Here is a 21027-nt window from a genome sequence, read left to right on the forward strand (position 1 = left end):
ACCGGACAAAATGGCAGCGCAGACGGTGGTGATGGCGGGGATGGGGGTAGCGGAAACAATTCTTCCGGCGGGGATGGTGGAGATGGCGGCAACCAAGCTTGATAAAACAGAAATGATGTAATATTTATGAGGATAACTTTATGAAAAACAAGACCATTATGGCTTTACCTTTACTTTTCGTTTCCGCGTTTATTCGCCCAGCTCTTGGTATAATTGAATACTCACTAGGGCCATTATTATTTATATCCTCTACGCATCTTGCGCTTGCTGATGATGGGGATGGTGGAGATGGTGGCAATGGCTCTGACGGCGGGGGCGGCGGCGATGGAGGTAACGCCGGGGATGGTTCTAATGGAAATGGCGGTAATGGTGGGGAGGGTTCTGACGGTGGAGGCAATGGGGGTGATGGTGGTAATGGTGATGGCACGGGTAATGGGGGACGTGGTGGTGATGCCGGTTGGGGAGGAGGAGATGGTGGACTAGGAGGAAAAGGCGGGGCAAATGGTGGCCACGACGGAGGCCCAGGTATGGGTACTGCTGCCTCGAATAAATAATACAAAAAAGAATGTGTTAGCAAGCAGCCTTTTTCGTCTGCATTAGTGCATTCTGCCCATAACCTTAGTCGATGAACGACATTCGCGAAGCCGCCTATCCTGGCGGCAATTTTGTCTCTACTGGTTCCGTGACGCATTTTTTTAATCTAAAAATGAAGATTTTTAATCAGAGTGAATTTTTCTGTAGCTACATCGCCTTTAATATATCCATTTTGTTCCAACCAGGAATGTAAAGTCCTAACATCCTCAACAAGGCTAATACATACATTTTCATCTTTAAATACAGGGGTATATAAGTTGTGCACTTGCTTCCTTTATTTCTAAACGCCCATTAAGGGGCCCGCTTGGAAAACGGAATCTATGGTCACTCCCGTTTTTGCAACACCGATTTTGACGATAAGTTGGCTTCCTTGAATCTATCCGGCGTCTGAATGGGATTTAATTCCCGCGCCTCGATGAGTTCCGCGCCTGACGAACCTCTAGAAAATATACGGCTTCAATGAGCCTTTCCGTTTTACAGGTTCCTCAACAGGCCGGTGGGCCGTTAGTATCATCAATATCAGTATTCGCAAAACCAGATGAGTGATTCGTTAAACCGGTGTATTTCTGCCGTTATGCTTCATAAGTTTGGTGTCGTGCCGTCAGTGCCCAGGCTATTCTGGCCAGCTTGTTTGCCAGAGCACAAGTGACCACAAAGTTGCTTTTCCTGCACAGTAAATCTCTGACCCAATCGGCCAATTTACCAGACTGGTGCTCCAGTTTTTGTATGAATACCCTGGCATATTGAACCAACAAAGTTCGGATCTTTTTGTTGCCTCGCTTACTAATTCCCAGCAATGTCGTCCGACCTCCCGTGCTGTACTGTCGAGGTACCAGCCCTGTTGCCGCCGCAAAGGAAGATGCCCCAACTCTTCCAACTTGCGTGCCATAAAGTGAGAACCGCCACAGGCTTCCATTGCGATGGTTGTAGCGGGGCATGTCGCCAAAAATTCGATCAACTTTGGCCGGGTAAATTTTTTACGGTAAACAGCCTTCCCGCGACGGTCTTGGCAATGAATATGGAAAGAGTTTTTACCCAGATCGATACCAATGAGCGCAATGTTTTCCATGATAGTTCTCCGAATGAAAGCCTATCCTCAGCGTAGTACCGGGAAGGAGGGAGTGTCCATCTCATTAAATATCCTACGTTAAGCCTATTTTTTAAGCTGCCATGACAGGCAGTTTTGAGCGAAGTTCGGAAGTTTGTAAGACATCACTAGCACTGTGGGGGATTAATCGATGGGGAGCAGGTGCCGCTGACCTGCCCCCCTCTAATTAATGCGTTGCGGACTTAGCAACGTCCGCTCCTGGCACAGGTTGTGTGAAAACTTTTTTGGCCGCTGAAACTGCCAAAAACAGAGCTGAAAACCGCGCTCATACGTAAAATTCGGCTCTACTAACCAGTCGATCAATTCCAGATTTTGCGTAGACGTGCGCACTTCAGTTTTTGGTCAGGGTTTTCACACAACCTGGGCACAACGCTGACGTTCATCTGAGAATGGTTTTAAAAGGCCGACGAGCAGTGCGCAGCCAGCCCTTTGTATACCGCGCAGCGGCATGAGGCGCCAGCCGGTGCCACATATCATCCTGAAGCTGAATGGCGAGTAGCGCAGCCGCGCCTGAGCTTATATACCGCGCTCTAAGATTCTACTTACAAAATCTACAAACGCTCTCACCTTAGCGGGGGGAAGACGCCGCGACGGATATAACGCATAAAGTGGAAAACTTTCGCTTTCCCAGCCAGTAAGCAACTCGACCAGACGCCCCTGGGCCAGGAGATCTTCAATGCCGCTGGCTTTAATTCGTGCTATTCCCGCGCCAGCCACACAGGCCCCGATCAGTGTGCCAGAATCATTCACCATCAGACGGCTGGATATTTTGGCAGGAATAACGTTTCCCTTTAATGCGTATTCCCATGCTAATGGCTGCCCGGTCATTGAACTTCTGACTTGAATGCAGGAATGGTGAATTAAATCCGCCGGTGTTTCAGGCTCGCCATGCAGTTGGATATATTCCGGAGACGCCACAGTTTTAGTGGGCACTTCAAGTAATCTGCGGGCGATCAAAGAAGACGCAGGCGGGTTACCAAACCGTACAGCAATATCAAATCCTTCTGAGACCAGATCCCCGAGCTGATCGCGCGCAACAATTTCCACTGAAATACCCGGATAGGATTTCATAAACGCATTAATAGCCGGAGCCAGAATGTGTCGTGAAAAAAAAGGATCAACATTCACACGCAGGCGCCCGGTAACGGCGGTAGAAGCTCCTGAAGTCAGACTGATAGCATCACTGATACCCGCCAGCAGAGGGCTTATCTCTTCATACAGCCTTCTGCCCTCATCAGTCAGCTTAACTGCACGAGTGGTTCTGTCAAAAAGCCTTACACCAATACTGGTTTCCAGTCTGGTGACTGCCCTGCTTACGCCTGAAGCAGACATGTTGAGAGATTCTGCTGCCCGGGCAAAGCTGCCGCTGTGCACAATCGCCGCCAGCACGCTGATATTCGACAATTGCCGCCCGTCAAAGCTCATGATCATTTCTCCTGATTGTTGATAGATGATTTTATGTCACTAATGTGGTGAGTGCTTGAGCATTCTGTCAACAAATTATCTTCCTTATACTCGCGCTCACTGACTGACCGCTTTGAGGAAACCTTCACATGCCACATGCCGTGTCTCGCCGGGATTTGCTCAAAGGCGCATCTATTATTGCAAGTTCAGCGCTAACAGGCTTAGCCACTAAGCCAGGGTCATCAGATAACACCTCCCATCGGTTCGAAATATCGCCGCATGTCCGGCGCGATTTTTACCCAGACGCTGTCTTTTTACGACGATGCAGTGGTGAAGCTTTACGGTGAGTTTGAACGTGAACTCTACCGGGCATTAAAAACGTTTGACCGATGTTCTTTCAGAAAAAGGAAATTAATAAATGTTTGTTATCACTGGAATTACCGGCAAAGTGGGCGGCGTTGTTACCCGCACATTACTGAGCAAGAATCTTCCCGTTCGCGGCGTCATGCGTAGCGCCGCCAAAGCTGGGGAATGGCGGGCGCTTGGATGTGAAGTCGCGATTGCAGAGATGGACGATGCTGGCGCTCTGGCTGAAGCTTTTAAAGAAGCGAAAGGGGTGTTCATCCTTCCTCCTTCAGATTTTGACCCGGCGCCGGGGTTTCCGGTTGCATGCCGTATCATCGATGCTCTTGTCCAGGCTATTCGTAGCGCTGAACCAGAGAAAGTCGTATGCCTTTCTACCATCGGCGCGCAGGCATTACAGATTAACCTGCTAACTCAGCGCACGTTGATGGAAAAGGCGCTGAACGGCCTGGAGCTGCCGGTCGCGTTTCTTCGTCCAGGATGGTTTATGGAGAACTGTGCCCTGGATGTTGTCTCTGCCAGCGAGAAAGGCGTAATTCAAAGTTTTTTACAACCTCTGGATAAAGCCGTTCCGATGGTAGCCACCGCCGATGTTGGTAAGTTAGCGGCCTCGTTATTGCAGCAGAACTGGACTGGAAAACGCGTCGTTGAGCTGGAGGGACCATGTCGCGTCTCGCCAAATGATATTGCCAGTGCCTTCTCGCAAATTTTAGGCCGCCCGGTTGTTGCCGAAGCCGTTGCCCGTCATGCCTGGGAAACGTTATTTCGTGAGCAGGGGCACCAATTTCCTTCGCCTCGTATGCAGATGATCGATGGCTTTAACGAAGGCTGGATTTGCTTCGAAGGGAGTGAAGATGAGCGGGCTATCGGCGATACGCAACTGGAAGAGGTGCTTCGCAGTTTATTGAAAGCTGGAAATTAATATTTCTACATTTAAAAGCAGGTACCCATGAAGAGCATAAAGTCTCAGGGTTTAAGTATCCCTCATGTTGGTTTTGGCGCGAGTTATTGAGGCATTTTGCCCAGATTTAACACCGTTTCTTTGTTCTGCGAGGCGGTCGAATACCTGCCGCTGGCGGCGTACCGCATCGGGGTTCGCAGGGGATGCCGGCTGATGATGCAGAGCCGAACGGTCTACCACTACCGTAGCTGCCGCGATGACCGGGCCCTCACGCAGCGGATACGGGAGATTGCAGAAACCCGCATTCGTTATGGCGTGCAGCGGATCCATATCCTGCTGCGGCGGCACGTGACGGCCAGGCACAGGCGTATCCGCCCGGCCGTGACCGCTGTGGATCAGTGCTGGAGCATGGATTTCGTTGCTGATAATCTGTTCAACGGACGCCGGATCCGTGCCCTGACTGTAGTCGATAATTTTATTCGTGAATGCGTGACGATCGAGGAAGTCTCAAAAAGTGCGTGGAACTAAAACAGGTGTGCTTACATCACACCCACAACTCCCCCAAGAAATAGTCCCAATACACCGGAGATATCTGTATTCTTCCGTTACATGGCGTGAGGGTTATCTCACTAAAAAAAACTTGGTTTGCATTGGCAATGAAATCCACCCGACAGTAAGAAATACCTTCCGACAGCTTTTCAGCAAGGGCAATCATATGACGATAAAAATCAGGTTCGGCGATTTTATGCGGGGAGTTATTATATCCCATGGTGAGAGGAAGAATTTTCCAGCACGGATCATAAACATTGACATACTCATTATTCATCGCATCGGTAAAATCAACCTCGGTAATGTATGCTTTACCTGAAAAACAATGAACGCGATAGACTTCAGGAATCAGGTGTAAGGGGTTACCCACGAAGACATCGATAAATTTTTCACAGATGATGTAGGGTTTTATGTTTTTGTAATGCCATTCACGCGTGACATAATACATATTCTTATTAAGGTGGGCATTAAGCTTTTTCTTTGCGGCGCACTCATCGAACTGATGCTTATTTTTGCAGATAATCGCGCTGCCACTGTCATGACTGCACTTCAACACAAACTGCTCAGGAAGCTCATTAAAATCAATCAATTCCGCTCTTTCGTAGCACCCCAGAAGTGGGGCAAGATAATCGTCTCCTATCTTTTTTTTCACGTACTCCCGGACTGCAATTTTATCCGCCAGCATCGTAAAGAAAGGGTCTCTTTCAAAAATCATCCTGTTATTTATCTTCTCATTCAGGCTTTGAGGGTTTTTAAAGTCAGGCACCCGGCGAAACTCTTGTTGATGCTTTCGCTTCCGGTAGCGTAAGTCACTGATAAAAAATGCACGAACTAACTTCAGTTTGTACTCTAAATTTTTTAAGGCCAATTTATATGATTTCATAAGTCTAACCCTGAGGCAAACAAAATATTCCATATAATAATTAACTAAGAGAATCAATATTTCGTCAAGGAAAATACAATGTATCGTTAACATAAGACAAAAAATGAAGCCCGCTACATATTAGGTAGCCAGGATTACAGTTGAAAAATAATATAAAACCTGAGTTGGATGATATTTATTTACATTAAATTAAGTGACATACCCCCATTTTTAACCGGTCTGATAAGTAGGATTAGTTAAGCGCTGAATATACTTTATTGGCGTAAAGCCATTCAGTGCCATATTGGGATATTCATGATTATAAAACCATAGGTACTGGGTGGCATATTCCTACACCTCATTTAGTGACGAAATAAGTGCTTTCCCAGACAATCTAATTAACGAGCTTTTTAAATTACACATTCCTTAATATTGTCCAAAGGTACCGGGAGAAATTATTTTAATTTACCATAACAAGGTCACGATGCTTATCTTCCCCCACATAAAAATAAGTTTCTCCCACTGGGCTAAATCCCAGACGTTTATAAAAATGGATAGCGCGTTCGTTCTCATCATTCACCAGCAGTCTCACGCTACCTGATACGCTTTGAAGTGTTGTACTGACGAGACTTTTAGCATGACCTACACCGTGAAATTCGGCCAGAACGTAGCAACGCGTTAGTTCCACTATCCCATCAGCCTTAGAAATCCCGAGCGGTTCAGGCCTAAGACTGAGCATACTATAACCAATTATTTTATCTTTAAAATCAATTGCATGCACTATTTTTTCGGATAATTTGAGAATACTTTTAAAACACTCAACGTTCAAATGACTTTCGATGTAGCTCTTTAAATCATCAGTCGGTGTGCTGATTGGGCAAGCCATTGGAAAAGTAAGGCTTGCTAACTGACTGATTGCTTCAGCATCTTCCAATCTAGCCAGGCGAACAAGTGAATTCATGATAGGTTCCATTGTTTGATGTTTAATATTAACCCGTTCCGATAAAAAATCGAGTCTCTCGTGAATATATTCATCACATGTCAGACTTTTTTATAAATCGGATTTAGATAATAGCATCTTCCGTCACTAATTTGTCATGTTATGTAATACTTTTTCATACTCACAAAATAAATTAGTTAAACATAATCGATAACCAACTATCCAGTATAGCCATGCGCGGATATTATTAGAAAATTTAACTTATTATGCACTAGGTATAGCCCCTTCCCAATGACAATCAGGCCCAAATCTTTGCGCAGCATCTTTCGTTGATTCTAATCTAACGTACTTCTGTGTACCAAAAACATAGCGACTTTGGAGTCCATGGTCTGATTCTATGACGACTGAACTTAACAAAATATTAAGCAATGGTGCCTCAGGAAGGCCGCTGATAATACCTGCATATTTAGCGCCAATAGCATGAACATGTTCTATCTTAATATTTTTAATCCATGGAGTCATTTCAGTTACAGGTGCTTTGATTAATTGATCGAGACTATTTTCAGAGTATCCACCGTTCCCCCCGTAGCTGTCGGTTATCACCAGCGGAGTGTCAACATCTTTCATTTCAACGTGACTGACCTCAATTAACGTGATTGATGAGCCACGGTCACGACCAGACTTGATGCGAACACCATTTTGTGTGCCAGTGAAGAATAAATTATTCATATTTATATGCGTTATATGGTTTGCCGTTTCACTGCCAATCGAAATACCGTGGCCATGTTCAACATGAATATCAGAAATATTAACACCACTAGTTTGTCCATTTACGCTCAGTTTTGTAAGTCCTGACTTAATGGATATATCATCATCACCTGTTGATATATCCAGCTTTTTCAGGACGACATTTTGTGATGAAACAATATCAACACCATCGGTATTGGGCGAGTTTGCAGGGTTGTTTATTGTACTATCACTCACGCGAATATTTTTACTATTACGGATCACAAGATTCCACATAGGAGAGTTTTTTATGGCCACATTGCTGACATCACCGTGTTTTACATGATCAAACTCAATGAGCCAGGGGCGCGGCATACCGTTTGCTGGAGGTATCCCTGGGTAGCGCTTTTCAAACCAACGTGTATCACCCTGTTTCAAATGTTCACGGGCCTTAGTCGCCAACGGCCACCATTTAATTTGTCCCTGCCCGTCGATAATTCCTGGGCCGGTGATGCTGACATGGTTGACTTTTTTGGCAAGAATAAAAGCCTCTCCAAAATGAGCAGGATACGAAATAAAAGCTGGGCTGAAGGCAGAGCCATCATAGTTTGCCAATAATTGGCTGCCTGCAGATAGATGTAAATTAACTCCATTTTTAAGCAATAGTGGCCCACTAATCCAGTCCCCACTTGATAGCATGACAATGCCGCCCCCGGCAGCAGAGCAACTGTCGATAGCCTGCTGAATAGCTTTCGTGGCTGTGTAATTAGAATTAGGATGAGCTCCCCAATTTTGGGGTAGACAACGTATGGCTGCTGCATGAAGCGGAAAGTTGAACAAATAAAATGAAATACTCAAAGATAAAGAAAATAAGTTTATTTTCATGAACCACTCCAGTTTAATTGTTGCTTTACGTTATATTATGCGTAGAGGTAAAAAAAACCATAACTTCCATTTGAAATAAATTAGAAGGAATAATTTTCGAAAAAAAGGAATTTATTCTTTTGGAATACAATTCCCACAAAAGCAAACGATAACAGAGGACACGGATTATTCGATGCCTGCCACATTATGACCATTATCTTATCAATACTTAACCATTCTTTACGCTTAAATCAAGATCACCAAAGTAGCGTTTTTTTATCTTTTCATACATGCCGTTTTTTATGATGTTTTGTAGCCCCTGATTTATTAACTTTCTAGTTTGTTCATCATTTTTACGAATACCGTACGCTGATCCCGCGCTGAACAAATCAGCGTCGGTTACCTCAGGACCTTTAAGTTCGAAATCCTTCCCCTCCGGCGTTTGTAAAAAGCCAAACATAATGCCCACTGATGGACTCAGTGCACCATCCACACGACCCGCATATAAATCCTGATAGATGGCATCCTGATCCGGATAACTTTTAATGTTGACACCAGCCTGGAGCCAGTATTTGTTGGCGTACGCCTCTTGGATGGAACCCTGCTGGACAGCAATGATCTTCCCCTTCAGAACGTCGGATTGGGGAAGGAGGTTTGCGGACTTTCGGGCTACCAGTTGTGTGGGAACATGAAAGACATAATTGCTAAAATCAATGGCTTTCATCCTTTTTGGCGTTACGCCAAGTGGAGAAATAACATCAATTTTTTTGGCCAGAAGCGCTGGGATCTGGGCATCGAACGTATTGATCACGTAGTCGCATTTTGCATCGATTGATTTGCAAAGGGCGTCCGTCACGTCAATCTCGAATCCTGCAGGGTGCCCTGTTTTGTCAGTGCTCTGAAAAGGTGGATAAGTCAAATCAACCCCGAAGCGCAGTGCGGGCTGACTTGCAAAAACCACAGGTGAAAGGGTCACTAGAACAAAAACCCGAAACCAATTTTTTTTAGTTAACACGGTAATAATTCCCCTTTGAATTTCAAAATCACCCCAGATTAGGCGTGTTTACATCCCTGCCTGAAGTCTTAACCTGAGACAAGACTTACTGAGACTTTCGGTTATCTTCTCTTTCATCCTCACACCTCAGACAAAAGATAATCTACACAACCAATTATCACTTTAAGTGACTATTTCTTTACAAAATGTAAAACAGTCCGTGTCCTTTTTTAATGTCTCCTTTACGAAATCCCGCATAGCGGCATGCTTCAATTCTTCGCAAAAAGTCCACGTGCACGCTCACCGATGGAGCAAGGGTTTACGCCATATTTTTTTTATTTCACATGTACATAAAAAGAATTATTGGCTGTAAGGGATTATTTAACTCTATCCAGAGCAGGGGCCTTCATTTGTGTTTAGCTACGGGAGAACATTTGGCACTCTGAAGGAAAATGAGGTGATTTTGTGATCATTGTGAAGTCTTCGACGAATCAGATATTAAGAACGATCTTGATACAAAGAGGTCTTTGAGAAGGATTTGTGGTTTGCATCACGGAATTTTTTCAACTCGTAAACATTGGAGAATGGATCTATATGAACCCTGCGCTGAAACAACTTCATCCTTACCCGTTCGAGAAACTTCGTGCCTTACTGGCCGGCATTCAGCCCGATAAAAAATTCACGCCGATATTTCTTTCCATAGGAGAGCCTAAACATCCGGCACCAGAGCTGGTCAAACAAGTACTTATGGCCAGTCTCGATCAGATGTCGGTATATCCCGCAACCTTAGGTATTACTGCATTGCGCGAGGCCATAGTCTTCTGGTGTGAGCAGCGGTTTGACGTCCCGGCGGGATGGCTTGACCCAGCCCGTCACGTTCTTCCGGTGAATGGAACGCGCGAAGCATTATTTGCTTTTACTCAGGCCGTTGTTGAACCGGATGTCGGCGGGCTGGTGGTCAGCCCCAATCCTTTCTATCAGATATACGAAGGCGCTGCGATCCTGGCGGGCGCTACCCCACATTATCTGCCCTGCCTTGAGATCAACGATTTTATTCCTGACTTTGGGTCCGTTTCAGCAGATATCTGGGCACGTTGCCAGATTATCTTCCTATGCTCCCCGGGCAACCCTACAGGCGCGCTTATCCCCCTCGACACGCTGAAATCACTCATTGCCCTTGCCGATAAATACGATTTCGTTATCGCAGCCGACGAATGCTACAGCGAACTTTACTTTGACGAGCTGACGCCCCCTCCGGGCTTACTCACTGCCTGCGCTAAACTGGGCCGGAGCGATTTCAAGCGCTGCGTGGTCTTTCATAGCCTTTCGAAGCGCTCGAACCTGCCGGGTCTTCGGTCGGGGTTTGTGGCCGGCGATGCGGATATCCTTAAAGCATTTTTGCTTTATCGCACATACCACGGTTGCGCGATGCCGGTACACAGTCAGCTAGCCAGCGTTGCCGCCTGGCGTGATGAGGCACATGTTCGCGACAACCGCTCCCTTTACCGGGAAAAGTTCGACGCAGTGCTGGAAATCCTGTCTCCCGTTCTTAAAGTGAAAAAACCAGATGGAGGCTTCTATCTTTGGGCAAAGGTTCCCGGTGATGATGCGGCGTTTTGCCGGCAACTCTTCGGCCAGACACACGTTACGGTCATCCCGGGCTCCTATCTCTCTCGGGACATTGACGGAATCAATCCAGGCGCAGGCTGGATTCGGATGGCTCTTGTTGCCCCTGTCGCAGAGTGCGTGGAGGCGGCAAAACGCATCAGGGAATTTTTGACTATCCATCGTGAGTCAGCGGCTTTATAGCGCTCATGTAAAGGGGTAACTCTCCGGTGCTATTGATCCATCTAAGACATCGATACACCGGATATCTCCTACCTCACGCCTGTCGGCTCGTCAGGCACGCAGTACGTAAACGTCAGAGAAGAACCGGTATGAAAAACCCATTTTTTTGCATTTTTCCCTCATCCAGACCGTCATATGGCCGACGCTATCGCTTGAATTTACAGGCTTTTTGCGCTGCGTTGCTTCTTCAGGCCCTTTCATGGCTGACACCGGCCGTATCACACGCAACTGATGTTCCAGACGGCTTTGCCAAAGGCGTCACGGGAGGAGGCAGCGCCGCCTCTGTTAAGCCCACCACCACGGATGAACTTAAAAGCGCGTTATGCGCTGCCTATGACAAACAGGGCAATTGCACGGATGATAGCCCCCGGGTCATCGTCCTTGACCGTACGTTCGATTTTCGTGGCACCGTCGTGCTACACGGCAAAGCCACAACGACCGAATTGGGGTGTATGGCCCACGTCTGTCCCAGGGGCGGTGGGCAGTGGGCACTCAACGGCGCAAACCAATTCTGTCACGCCAAAGCCCCGCTTTCAGTGACTTACGACAATGCCGGTTTACAGCGCCTCAAAGTGGGTTCAAACAAAACACTTATTGGTTTGGGTTCCCATGCGGGGGTCCAGGGTATGGGGCTTTACATTGGCGGCGGGGTTCACAACGTGATTGTCCGCAACCTCACGTTGTCTGATATCAACCCCCACGTCGTCTGGGGAGGGGATGCCCTGACAATTGATAACGCGAAGGGCGTGTGGATTGACCACAACACGTTCGTCCGCATCGGCCGGCAAATGATCGTCACGGGCTGGGGATCGGCGTCCCATGTGACGATATCAGATAATGAATTTGATGGCCGAACCCCCTATTCATCGACCTGTGACGGCCATCATTACTGGGTATGGTTGTTCCTTGGACACCACGACACGTTAACTGTAGCGCGAAATTATGTACATGATACGTCCGGCCGCGCCCCTCACGCAGGCGGGATGGGGAATGCGGACGTCGTCGCTCAACTGGTTAACAACGTATTTGTGAATCTCACCTATCAGGGGGCAATCATGTCAAGAACCCCCTCTTCGTACCTGCTGGCTGAAGGTAACTATTTCGAAAAGGTCTCTCACCCCTTATTTAATGATGTTCAGCAACCTGAGGTAGCTTTCGCACTCTTTGACCCGGTATCACACTCCTCAGACAAGGCCTGTTTAAGCAACTTGGGAAGAGATTGCGTGACTAATCTGCAAACACGTAGCGGAGACGACTATCGTCCGGAGGATATCTCGGTACTTCAGGCGTTCAGATACTCTCGTCAATACCTCGTGTCTCCGATGCTTGCCAATGTTGCAAGGATACATGTACCACGCAAGGCCGGTGCGGGGCACGCTGACCTGGCTCACCCTTATGATTAGCGGTATTAATTTAGATATTAAAATGAGAGGTCTTCTCTAATGTCACGCTTACTGTTGAACATTCTTGCTCATCTATTTCAGCGGACATCCGTGCCGGAAGTAATACGCATTCTGTATTACTCGCGCGGAGACTTCCCGGTCAGGTGAAATGTCAGATTGGCCTGCCGGATGGCACACCTTCCGGTTTTCGGAATGCGCGTTTACTTGTGTCCGCCCACCAATCCGATCTTCGTATGGCACCTTGGAAATTGGCTGATTAAAATGCAGGAATCTCCCCCGAAAGTGACTTTCCCGCCGCGCAGTGGCGCGATATTAAACACCGACACGCATCAGTTTCAGACTACTTAATAACGAAGTTTACGATTATACCTTGAGGATTTTTATCACACTGGCACAGTTTGGGGCGTCCGCAGGTCAGCGTGAATCAGAACTGGAATGCTAATGTCCAAGCTACCTCGAGCCAACCCGATAGTCGGGAGGAGTTACGCGTGGGACATACCGTGGCAAGAACATACTTTATAACATCGCTCTTCCAGGTTCAGTGCTACATACGGGAGCCAACAACGTAGAAATTAACGTACCTCTGGACAAAAAGGTCAGGGTTTTCTAAGCCCCGGATTTGTGTGTGACAGCGTTGAGCTCGTTGCGTATGAAATAGCACAATGAAGAATCAAACATTTAACGAGCAATAAAAGGCAGTTGCACTTAACCTTCACTATTTCTTCTTCCTTGAACTGGCGCCCGTCCTGACAATCCTTCCGAGCAATTGCCTTTTAGTTATTTTAAACTTGTCTTACCTTTTTTCTTCCTCATCACTGCAACAGCCATACCAGCAGCAACAACACCGATAAAAACTGTAATGAACAGCAAAGACAATGAAAGTGATGATACTGTCAAAAGGGCGCTCGCAATTATCACGCCAAGGGCATTAGAGGTTCTCAGCAAGGCGAAGACCTCTGCTTTCAAATGTAGAGGGGACATCTCATCTAGTACAAGAGAGAAATGTGTACCCAATGGGGCAATAACAGAACCAATACACATAACACCAATGACAGCTGTTATAAGTGAAATGTTTACAGTAACTATCAATGCGCCAAGTGTCATTAAGCACAGTTGTAAAACCACTGTGCTAGGAGCTGAAATACGGTTTCGGATACTCACCCATATCCCTCCCATAACAGAGGCAAGACACAGCGGGACGGTGAATAGAATGGCGTAAACAGGTTCATACCGGAAATTCATGGCTAACGCCACAGCACCTATCTCGATTAATGCAACAACGGCCCCTGCCGCAGTGGAACATATAAGCCATAAAGCCACAGGTTTCGTGAATGCTCTTTGCCTGGTTTTAACAACTTCGGGTAAGCTCTGAATATTGAGGCTGGGAATGAGAACAATGGGAAGCATACCTAGAGCGGTAATGACAAATAAAGAAAACACCGGAGAAAGACTCCCCAGTCCGGATGCGGTCACCGGAGCTAGAACAAAAATTAGCTCATTTAACGTCGCTGCCAAGCCTAGTGCCCTCGGTAAACGGTTTGCATCGACTAGGTGATTCAGTATCACCCTTAAATACCCCTGCGTTGCACCATTAACCAGCCCAGCAAAGCAGGACAGAATGATCAATATTGAAAAATTTAATTTATACCATGATGCAAGCGCTATGCAGAGTAGTGCCAGTGAACGAATCAAAATCAGCATCCGCAGGTAACTGACCGAGTTAAAACTTACTCCCATGCGCGTGAAAGGTATAACACCAAGTATCTGAGCAATTGTCATGGCAAGTATCATGGCAGCCCCCCCCTTGCTGTTACCTGTGATACTGAGTGCAAGCAATGAAAAAGCGATAGGACTAGCGGCTTGAGGGAAACTCAGAGAAGCCGAGGCTAAAAGCCATCTAAATAGTGACCAGGGTTTACCCACATGGAACCTCGGTGACGATAGATTAACTTCAGGAGAATACGATTTTTTAATATTCATCAACTATCTGACCTGAACCCGATTAATTAGCACAACTGAAATTAGAATGTCCACTTCTGGCTGTGAGTTCAACTGATGGATGCAACACACTGATTGAAAAGCTCTGAGCGAGAAGCGGAAGTTCAGAATAGTCATCGCCATTGATGATGCCCTACTGACCTTCCCATGTGTTACGAGGCAGGCGCTCAGACCTTCCCCTTAGAAGATATCGGCATGCCCATTTCAAGCGCACGCACCTCAAAACCAAACTCCTCATACAAGCGGATTGCTGCCTTGTTGTGTAAGCACACCTGTTTTAGTTCCACGCACTTTTTGAGACTTCCGGGTTTTCGGCCATCAGCCGGTACTCTTCTGGCGTCAGGTTGTTCAGGGATTCATGAGACTGCTACTCTTCTATTCATTCTGCCCGCACTCCGTTATTTCCCGTGCTTCATTCAGTGTTCTGAACAGAAAAAAATCCAGCAATTCATTGCGGTAGGTTTGAGAGATAAGCTCTGGCCCATTATCCAGGCGGATCATGGCTGGGTAGCCACGACTTATTCCTACCCTCTCCAAAACTCTGACTATGCGTTGAGCTGACAGATTAAGATCGATCTCTATGTCCAATATTTCCCAATTAAAGTCATCGACCACATTGAAGTTAGATTTATGAGGAATTTAACAAATCTTATAGCTCGTCGCTGGCTAATGACGCTGTTCTCTGAAACTAAAAGTGAGAGCTACGTAACGTTCCCTTAACACGACAATTGACGAATTTATTACGGTGGGTATTGTTTATATCTTACAAACGAGCAAACAAAACTGATCATATGAGCAAAAAACTGAGTATCTAAAACCATAACCCAGTTTGCTTGTCATTCAGTTATCGCTTTCAGCTCTGTCATTTCTTAACGATAGTTCAGAGGTAGTTCAATGAAACAGGACCTTGTTGCGGGTATAGATTCCTCCACCCAGTCTTGTACCGTCATGCTGCGTAGTCTTGAAAATGGCAAGGTGATCGCACAGGCTCGTAAGTTGCATCCACCGACCACACCGCCGTGTAGCGAGCAGGATCCGCAAGCCTGGTGGGATGCATTAGTCTCCGCGCTCACTGAATTAAAACAATGGTGGCCACGTATTGCAGGTCTGGCTGTCGGTGGCCAGGGGCACGGCCTCGTCATGCTTGATAATCACGATCGCCCGCTGCGTCCTGCGAAGCTGTGGAATGACACGGAGTCTGCACCGCAAGCGCGTGAATTGTGCGAGAAGATTGCTCCGGAAGAATGGGCACGCCTGACGGGCTCCGTTCCGGGGCCAGCAATGACCATTTCTAAACTGGCCTGGACAGAACAAAATTATCCGGGGCTGCTGGAAAAAGCCCACCGCATCATGCTGCCGTTTGATTATCTGGTTTACCGTCTGAGCGGTAGCTTTGTGTGCGAGCGCGGCGGGGCATCCGGTACGGGTTACTTCAACCCCTTCACCAATAGCTGGGAACCACAGCTGGCAGCGGTGGTTAACAGTCAAATTGACTGGATTTCCCGCTGGCCCACTATCATCCCGTCGCATCAACCTGCAGGCGTGGTGAAGTTGATGCCTGAGCTGGAGGAACTGGCGGGTGCAATCGTGGGTGTCGGGACCGGCGATAACATGTCCGCCGCACTGGGTATGAACCTGAAAACCGGTGATACCGGTATCTCTATCGGGACCAGCGGTACGTTATATGGCATCACCAGGAAAGGGATTACCGACAGCACCGGCACCATCAACGGTTATGCCGATGCGGCCGATCGCTTTATCCCCATGATTACTACATTGAACTCCGCCAAAGTCACCGATACATTTCGCAAAATGCTGCGCGTTACCCCTGACGAATTCGACGAGCTCGCGCTGAGTTCGCCACCCGGCGCCAACGGTCTTCAGCTTGTTCCGTGGCTGGACGGCGAGCGCACCCCCAACCTTCCTGACGCCACGGGACACATGCGCGGATTACGTACCACCTCAACGATGCAGGATATGGCTCGCGCCACCGTGGAAGGCGTACTGTGCGGCCTTCTGGCGGGCGGTCTGGTACTGAAACAACATGGCTTCACTGACGACGGTCGCATTGTTGTCACCGGCGGCGGCGCAAAGTCACGAGCCTATCGTCAGATTCTGGCTGACCTGACGGGCAAGCCCGTTTGGATTTCTCCGGTGGGTGAAACGGCAGCCGCGGGTGCAGCCATTCAGGCTGCCGCTGCCGTGCTGGGATGCACAAACATTGAAATGGCCGATCGCTGGAGTGTGCCGCTTGAGAAAGTGGCCGAGCCACAACAAGATGCGCGCCATGTCCTGGACGCTTACGTTACCTATGCCAATGCATTATCAGGAGAGCTGCAATGAGTTCAATAACTACCCCTGCAAAAACCAAACCGCCTAAGCAGCCGCTCAAAGTCCCTGCAGAAGCGGGTATCGCCGTTGTTTTCTTACTGGTCATGCTGGGCGGGTTTATCGCCACGCCTAACTTCCTGACTGTTTCGAACATGATGGTGTTGCTTCTGAACGGCGCGGTCATCGGCTTCCTTTGCCTGGGACAATCCTTTGTCCTGCTGACCGGGGGTATCGACCTCTCCTGCGGCTCCATCGTGGCGATGACCTGCGTGGTTGCAGCTTTGCTGATGGAGAAATTTGGCATTCCGTGGCAGCTTGCCGTACCCATCGTTTTGGCGGTGGGTGCGCTGAGTGGGCTGGTAAATGGTCTGATAATCGAACGCACCGGCGTGCCGCCATTCATTGTCACTTTTGCGATGATGGGGGTTGCGGCATCCATACCACAAATTATCACCGGCGCCGAATCGATACGCGTGACGCAAATTGGTTACAGCCTCATCGGTCAGTCAAAACCGCTGGGTATTCCGTTCCCTGTCATAGCGCTGCTGCTGGCCATTGTTATTGGTGTCATCTTCCTGCGCCGCACCATCACCGGGACTCACATCTATGCGGTCGGCGGTAACGCAGATGCTGCACGCTTATCGGGGATCAGCATTCCACGCATCACCCTGTTGGTGTATGCAATTTCCGGGCTTTGTGCGGCATGCGGCGGCCTGATTTATGGATCGCGTCTGATGACAGGCTATCCGACGGCGGGCCGTGGTGACGAACTGTTCTTCTCAATAGCGGGTGCGGTGGTAGGTGGCGTCAGTCTGTTTGGCGGCACTGGCAGCCTTATCGGCGCGATGATTGGCGCCATGCTTATTGCCTCAATATCGAATCTGATGAACGTGCTGAACGTCAGTGCCTACTGGCAGCCGCTGGTCATCGGCCTGATCATCCTGTTCGGCGTCACTTTCGATACCTTACGTACCTCGAAAAAAATCGTGATCCCCTGGCTCAAAGTCAGGAAGTCACGCAAAACACAACAATAACGCTTCTTAAACCCTGACCTACATATATCCAGGAGATAAACATGAAACTCCGTACCACAATCACCGCAGGTGCAGCGATAGTCGCACTGTCCTGCATGCTCGCCGGCTGTAACCGTGAGGATACTGAAAGCACCGTGGGTGCCGGCAAAAAAACATTGGGCGTTACGCTGCCGAACCTCACCAACCCTTATTACGTTGCCATGAAAAAAAGCTTTGAAGACAATGCAGCGGCACAGGGCTTGAACGTAAAAATTTCGATTGCTGATAATGACGATGCCAAGCAACTTTCGCAGGTGCAGAACTTCATTGAACAGAAGGTGGATGCGGTCGCAGTGAACTGCGTCTCCTCAGGCCCGTGCGTGTCGATCATAAACCAGCTTAATCAGGCAAAAATTCCGGCGTTTGCCATCAACATCCTTCCGGATACCGAGGGGATGAAGCAGCAAAACGTCACGCTGGTTCAAGGTGTTCAGACCGATCAGCGTGAAGGCGGCAAGCTCATTGGCCAGCAGTTGTTGAAAGACATTGGTGAAAATGGCACGGCGACAGTGGGTATCGTGGGAGAACCAACATCCATTGCCGCAAATGCACGTGATGAAGGCTTCAAGGAAGCCGTGGCATCCAACAAAAACATTAAGTTCGTCGCGCTGGTCAATGGCAAAGTAGAAGAAACAACCTCCCTGAAAGTCACCACTGAAATGCTGCAGGGCAGGCCAGAAATTAACGTCGTGTACTCAGACACCGAACCTTCCGCGCTCGGGTCACTGGCGGCAATCCAGCAACTGGGGGTCAGTGACAAAGTGAAGCTGTATGCGTTTGTGGATAAAGAAGGCGTCAAAGCCGTTCAGAACAACAGCATATTGAAAGCCGGTGCGATTCAGGAGCCGGTTAAACTGGCTCAGTTGCTGGTTGAAAATGCCAGGAAGAGTCTGAACGGTGAACAGGTTCCAGCCATGATCAACAACCCACCGCTGCTGGTCACCAAAGACAACGCAGCATCGGTAATGGGTTCAGCATACTGACTTAAGTGAAAGGCGAAGAATGATGAATTATGTGGCGAAGCAGGTCAAAATCGGTTTTTCGGGTGTGCAGGTTCTCCACGGTGTGGATTTCAGCGTAAAGCCTGGCGAGATCCACGGCCTCTTTGGCCATAATGGGGCGGGTAAATCAACGCTACTGAAAATCCTGGCGGGCGTTAACACGCAGGATAGTGGAGAGCTGATGATCGGCGAAACGCCGGTGCACCTTGCTTCGCCACGGGATGCACTCAACAAAGGTATTGCTTGTGTGTATCAGGAACTCCGTCTCATTCCCGGCATGAGCGTCTGGCAAAACCTTTTTCTCGGACGTGAATGTCGTAAAGGCAGTGGCTTTATAGATGATGCAAGTATGATCGCGCATACCGAGAAAGTACTAAATGATTACCATCTGAGTTTCAGCGCTACCGCGCTGGTCAAAAATCTGTCACATCCTGAAAAGCAGATGCTGGAAGTGGTTTCTAACCTTGATCGCGACGCCCGTTTTCTTTTCCTCGATGAACCGACGACCGCGCTGGAAGGTGCGCAGGCAGAAGAACTGCTGCAGGCAGTACAACGTATCGCACGCGAAAAGCAGATTGGCGTAGTGCTGGTCTCTCATAAATTAGACGAAGTGTTGGGTGTTTGTGATGAAGCAACCGTCATGTGCGGCGGCCGAGTGATTTATAACGAAGGCAAAAAGACGCTGAGCAAAAGCGCCATCATTGACGCTATTGTGGGCGATGCAAATGCTTATCAGGCGCCGTCTAACAGCCGTAGTCTGATCCGCGGCGCGATGGGCAAACCCTGGCTCTCGGTCACAAACCTGCAGACTGATCGCCTGAAAGGCATCAACCTTGAGGCATATCGCGGGGAAATTTTGGGTATATACGGGCTGGCCGGCGCAGGCCGAACGCGCTTGTGCCAGACGCTGTTTGGGTTGGAAACCGTTACCGGTGGTGACATCCGGCTGGGTCACAAAGAATACCATCCTTCTTCACCGGCAAAAGCCATTGATAAGGGGATTGCTTACCTGACAGAAGAACGTAAAAAAGATGGCTTCATTCCTCAGATGTCGAGTTATGCCAACGCCATGCTGCCGGTTCTGAAAAAATTCCGTTCTGGCGGATTTGTCAGTCACAGCGCTGCGCGGCAGGCCGCCGCTGAGTTGCTAAGCAAGATGAATACGCTGGGAACGCTGAGCGGACCGATTAAATCGCTTTCCGGCGGCAATCAGCAAAAAGTTCTGCTCGCCAGGGTCATTGCGCAAAACGCCAATCTGGTATTGCTGGATGAGCCGACCAAAGGCGTCGACATTGGGGCAAAAGCGGATATTTATCGCATCATCCATCAGTTGGCAGATAAAGGCTGCTGCGTCATCGTGGTATCGAGTGAGGAAGAGGAATTGCTGGACGTGGCAGATACCATTACGGTGTTCCGACAGGGTAAATGCGATGGTGTGATCATTCCTGCACGCGACCTTAAACCCGCAGATCTTCGCAAAGCCGCATGGGAGCATGCTGAAGCCCAGGCTTAGGGCACTCATTCCGAACAGAACGCATCCAACGGCCAGCTAAGCTGGCCGTTTTTGTTTCAGCATTTGATTAACGTTATAGCTGCCCTCCTGCAGAAGACCCAAACAAATTGCATCAAGTGAGTTACCCCGCATACAGGCTCTGAGCGCTGGCGCAAAATGAGTGGAAAAATTGTGCAATCTGTCATTGGCATATTTGCAACAGGGCAGATATTAAGTTGTGCAAAGTGGCTATACGGCATAGCGCAGCAGGGGCAAGAGAAATGGCAGACTTTTACATCTCGGGTGTACGCAGAGACAATGCAGGGCAACACATTCAGTACGTTAAAATCATCAAAGCCGGTAATGGGGAGAAGGACGCATCAATTAACTCGCGTCAGTTTGTCGCTGAGTTGATAAATGCCGGTAAGACAAGCTTTCAAACAATTAACTACGTGAATGACAAGTGGGTTTATGGGGCAATGGTTCATGTTATTGATGGGATTTATCTCACGACTGATCCTAATGATACCAAATGCGATGACCTGGGTAATTTGCCCACTTTTTAATTATGCGATG

At 48.2% G+C, this 21027-nt stretch carries 17 protein-coding genes and 3 pseudogenes; 12 read left to right on the forward strand and 8 right to left on the reverse strand.

Annotation, left to right across the window (positions count from 1 at the left end; translation table 11 throughout):
* Window positions 1-342 precede the first annotated feature (342 nt).
* Entirely contained in the window at window positions 343-483 is a 141-nt protein-coding gene (locus tag J1781_RS08780; protein ID WP_217233455.1) for a hypothetical protein, read from the forward strand.
* Window positions 484-1166: 683 nt separating this feature from the next.
* On the opposite strand, the pseudogene J1781_RS08785 reads toward J1781_RS08780, so the two are convergent.
* Together J1781_RS08785 and J1781_RS08790 are read right to left on the reverse strand one after the other, a co-directional pair.
* Window positions 1167-1663: pseudogene (locus J1781_RS08785) on the reverse strand (transposase).
* A 555-nt stretch (window positions 1664-2218) separates the two neighbouring features.
* Complete coding sequence (locus J1781_RS08790; protein ID WP_331252974.1) at window positions 2219-3133, reverse strand: LysR family transcriptional regulator; 915 nt, start codon at window positions 3131-3133, stop codon at window positions 2219-2221.
* Window positions 3134-3255: 122 nt separating this feature from the next.
* Here J1781_RS08790 and J1781_RS26485 point away from each other — a divergent pair, with 122 nt between their 5' ends.
* The 3 genes and pseudogenes from J1781_RS26485 to J1781_RS08805 all read left to right on the forward strand — a co-directional run.
* A complete protein-coding gene (locus tag J1781_RS26485) occupies window positions 3256-3453 on the forward strand; it encodes a twin-arginine translocation signal domain-containing protein (RefSeq protein ID WP_118663968.1) in 198 nt (65 codons plus the stop codon).
* A 71-nt stretch (window positions 3454-3524) separates the two neighbouring features.
* On the forward strand, window positions 3525-4391 hold the full coding sequence (locus J1781_RS08800) for an NmrA family NAD(P)-binding protein (RefSeq protein ID WP_217138362.1): 867 nt from the start codon (window positions 3525-3527) through the stop codon (window positions 4389-4391).
* Window positions 4392-4520: 129 nt separating this feature from the next.
* Window positions 4521-4871: pseudogene (locus tag J1781_RS08805) on the forward strand (IS3 family transposase); the annotation flags it as partial.
* Window positions 4872-4914: 43 nt separating this feature from the next.
* Here the strand turns inward: J1781_RS08805 and J1781_RS08810 are convergent.
* From J1781_RS08810 to J1781_RS08825, 4 genes are all read right to left on the reverse strand, one after another.
* Entirely contained in the window at window positions 4915-5802 is an 888-nt protein-coding gene (locus J1781_RS08810) for an ATP-grasp fold amidoligase family protein (RefSeq protein WP_217233456.1), read from the reverse strand.
* Between the two features lie 439 nt (window positions 5803-6241).
* The gene (locus J1781_RS08815) at window positions 6242-6742 is read right to left on the reverse strand and encodes a GNAT family N-acetyltransferase (RefSeq protein ID WP_217138363.1); all 501 of its coding nucleotides are present in this window, start codon (window positions 6740-6742) and stop codon (window positions 6242-6244) included.
* A gap of 243 nt (window positions 6743-6985) precedes the next feature.
* Window positions 6986-8332, reverse strand: coding sequence for a glycoside hydrolase family 28 protein (locus J1781_RS08820; protein WP_217147225.1), 1347 nt, complete (start codon window positions 8330-8332; stop codon window positions 6986-6988).
* Window positions 8333-8540: 208 nt separating this feature from the next.
* Window positions 8541-9326: a transporter substrate-binding domain-containing protein gene (locus tag J1781_RS08825; protein ID WP_118663960.1), complete on the reverse strand. Its 786-nt coding sequence runs from the start codon at window positions 9324-9326 to the stop codon at window positions 8541-8543.
* A gap of 573 nt (window positions 9327-9899) precedes the next feature.
* Between J1781_RS08825 and dapC the strand changes: the two genes are divergently transcribed.
* The 3 genes from dapC (at window position 9900) to J1781_RS26150 (ending at window position 13166) form a co-directional block, all read left to right on the forward strand.
* A complete protein-coding gene (dapC, locus tag J1781_RS08830) occupies window positions 9900-11114 on the forward strand; it encodes a succinyldiaminopimelate transaminase (protein WP_118665742.1) in 1215 nt (404 codons plus the stop codon).
* A 128-nt stretch (window positions 11115-11242) separates the two neighbouring features.
* Complete coding sequence (locus J1781_RS08835; RefSeq protein ID WP_238483501.1) at window positions 11243-12556, forward strand: pectate lyase family protein; 1314 nt, start codon at window positions 11243-11245, stop codon at window positions 12554-12556.
* Window positions 12557-13079: 523 nt separating this feature from the next.
* Entirely contained in the window at window positions 13080-13166 is an 87-nt protein-coding gene (locus tag J1781_RS26150) for a hypothetical protein (RefSeq protein WP_240343610.1), read from the forward strand.
* A gap of 167 nt (window positions 13167-13333) precedes the next feature.
* On the opposite strand, the gene J1781_RS08840 is transcribed toward J1781_RS26150, so the two are convergent.
* Together J1781_RS08840 and J1781_RS08845 are read right to left on the reverse strand one after the other, a co-directional pair.
* Complete coding sequence (locus J1781_RS08840) at window positions 13334-14536, reverse strand: MFS transporter (protein ID WP_227978105.1); 1203 nt, start codon at window positions 14534-14536, stop codon at window positions 13334-13336.
* Between the two features lie 295 nt (window positions 14537-14831).
* Window positions 14832-15175, reverse strand: a pseudogene (locus J1781_RS08845) (IS3 family transposase); the annotation flags it as partial.
* Between the two features lie 273 nt (window positions 15176-15448).
* On the opposite strand from J1781_RS08845, the gene xylB reads away from it, so the two are divergent.
* From xylB to J1781_RS08870, 5 genes are all read left to right on the forward strand, one after another.
* Complete coding sequence (gene xylB / locus J1781_RS08850; RefSeq protein WP_217233457.1) at window positions 15449-16897, forward strand: xylulokinase; 1449 nt, start codon at window positions 15449-15451, stop codon at window positions 16895-16897.
* Window positions 16894-17919 carry an ABC transporter permease gene (locus tag J1781_RS08855; protein WP_134526805.1) on the forward strand — a complete coding sequence of 342 codons (1026 nt, stop codon included), beginning with the start codon at window positions 16894-16896 and terminating at the stop codon, window positions 17917-17919. Before xylB ends, J1781_RS08855 begins: the two co-directional genes overlap by 4 nt.
* Before the next feature lie 41 nt (window positions 17920-17960).
* Window positions 17961-18941: a substrate-binding domain-containing protein gene (locus tag J1781_RS08860; RefSeq protein ID WP_024359909.1), complete on the forward strand. Its 981-nt coding sequence runs from the start codon at window positions 17961-17963 to the stop codon at window positions 18939-18941.
* Between the two features lie 22 nt (window positions 18942-18963).
* Window positions 18964-20472 carry a sugar ABC transporter ATP-binding protein gene (locus J1781_RS08865; RefSeq protein ID WP_020439335.1) on the forward strand — a complete coding sequence of 503 codons (1509 nt, stop codon included), beginning with the start codon at window positions 18964-18966 and terminating at the stop codon, window positions 20470-20472.
* Between the two features lie 260 nt (window positions 20473-20732).
* On the forward strand, window positions 20733-21017 hold the full coding sequence (locus J1781_RS08870; protein WP_049112343.1) for a DUF3892 domain-containing protein: 285 nt from the start codon (window positions 20733-20735) through the stop codon (window positions 21015-21017).
* The last annotated feature ends 10 nt before the right edge of the window (window positions 21018-21027 follow it).

The organism is Rahnella perminowiae (assembly GCF_019049695.1).
GTDB lineage: Bacteria > Pseudomonadota > Gammaproteobacteria > Enterobacterales > Enterobacteriaceae > Rahnella > Rahnella perminowiae.

Excerpts from the sequence above, each read along its gene's own strand:
- J1781_RS08870 (WP_049112343.1), top strand. The coding sequence starts at position 20,733 with ATGGCAGACTTTTACATCTCGGGTGTACGCAGAGACAATGCAGGGCAA.
- J1781_RS08835 (WP_238483501.1), top strand. The coding sequence starts at position 11,243 with ATGAAAAACCCATTTTTTTGCATTTTTCCCTCATCCAGACCGTCATAT.
- J1781_RS08815 (WP_217138363.1), bottom strand. The coding sequence starts at position 6,742 with ATGAATTCACTTGTTCGCCTGGCTAGATTGGAAGATGCTGAAGCAATC.
- J1781_RS08860 (WP_024359909.1), top strand. The coding sequence starts at position 17,961 with ATGAAACTCCGTACCACAATCACCGCAGGTGCAGCGATAGTCGCACTG.
- J1781_RS08865 (WP_020439335.1), top strand. The coding sequence starts at position 18,964 with ATGAATTATGTGGCGAAGCAGGTCAAAATCGGTTTTTCGGGTGTGCAG.
- J1781_RS08790 (WP_331252974.1), bottom strand. The coding sequence starts at position 3,133 with ATGATCATGAGCTTTGACGGGCGGCAATTGTCGAATATCAGCGTGCTG.
- dapC (WP_118665742.1), top strand. The coding sequence starts at position 9,900 with ATGAACCCTGCGCTGAAACAACTTCATCCTTACCCGTTCGAGAAACTT.
- xylB (WP_217233457.1), top strand. The coding sequence starts at position 15,449 with ATGAAACAGGACCTTGTTGCGGGTATAGATTCCTCCACCCAGTCTTGT.
- J1781_RS08780 (WP_217233455.1), top strand. The coding sequence starts at position 343 with ATGGTTCTAATGGAAATGGCGGTAATGGTGGGGAGGGTTCTGACGGTG.
- J1781_RS26485 (WP_118663968.1), top strand. The coding sequence starts at position 3,256 with ATGCCACATGCCGTGTCTCGCCGGGATTTGCTCAAAGGCGCATCTATT.
- J1781_RS08820 (WP_217147225.1), bottom strand. The coding sequence starts at position 8,332 with ATGAAAATAAACTTATTTTCTTTATCTTTGAGTATTTCATTTTATTTG.
- J1781_RS08800 (WP_217138362.1), top strand. The coding sequence starts at position 3,525 with ATGTTTGTTATCACTGGAATTACCGGCAAAGTGGGCGGCGTTGTTACC.
- J1781_RS08810 (WP_217233456.1), bottom strand. The coding sequence starts at position 5,802 with ATGAAATCATATAAATTGGCCTTAAAAAATTTAGAGTACAAACTGAAG.
- J1781_RS08855 (WP_134526805.1), top strand. The coding sequence starts at position 16,894 with ATGAGTTCAATAACTACCCCTGCAAAAACCAAACCGCCTAAGCAGCCG.
- J1781_RS08840 (WP_227978105.1), bottom strand. The coding sequence starts at position 14,536 with ATGAATATTAAAAAATCGTATTCTCCTGAAGTTAATCTATCGTCACCG.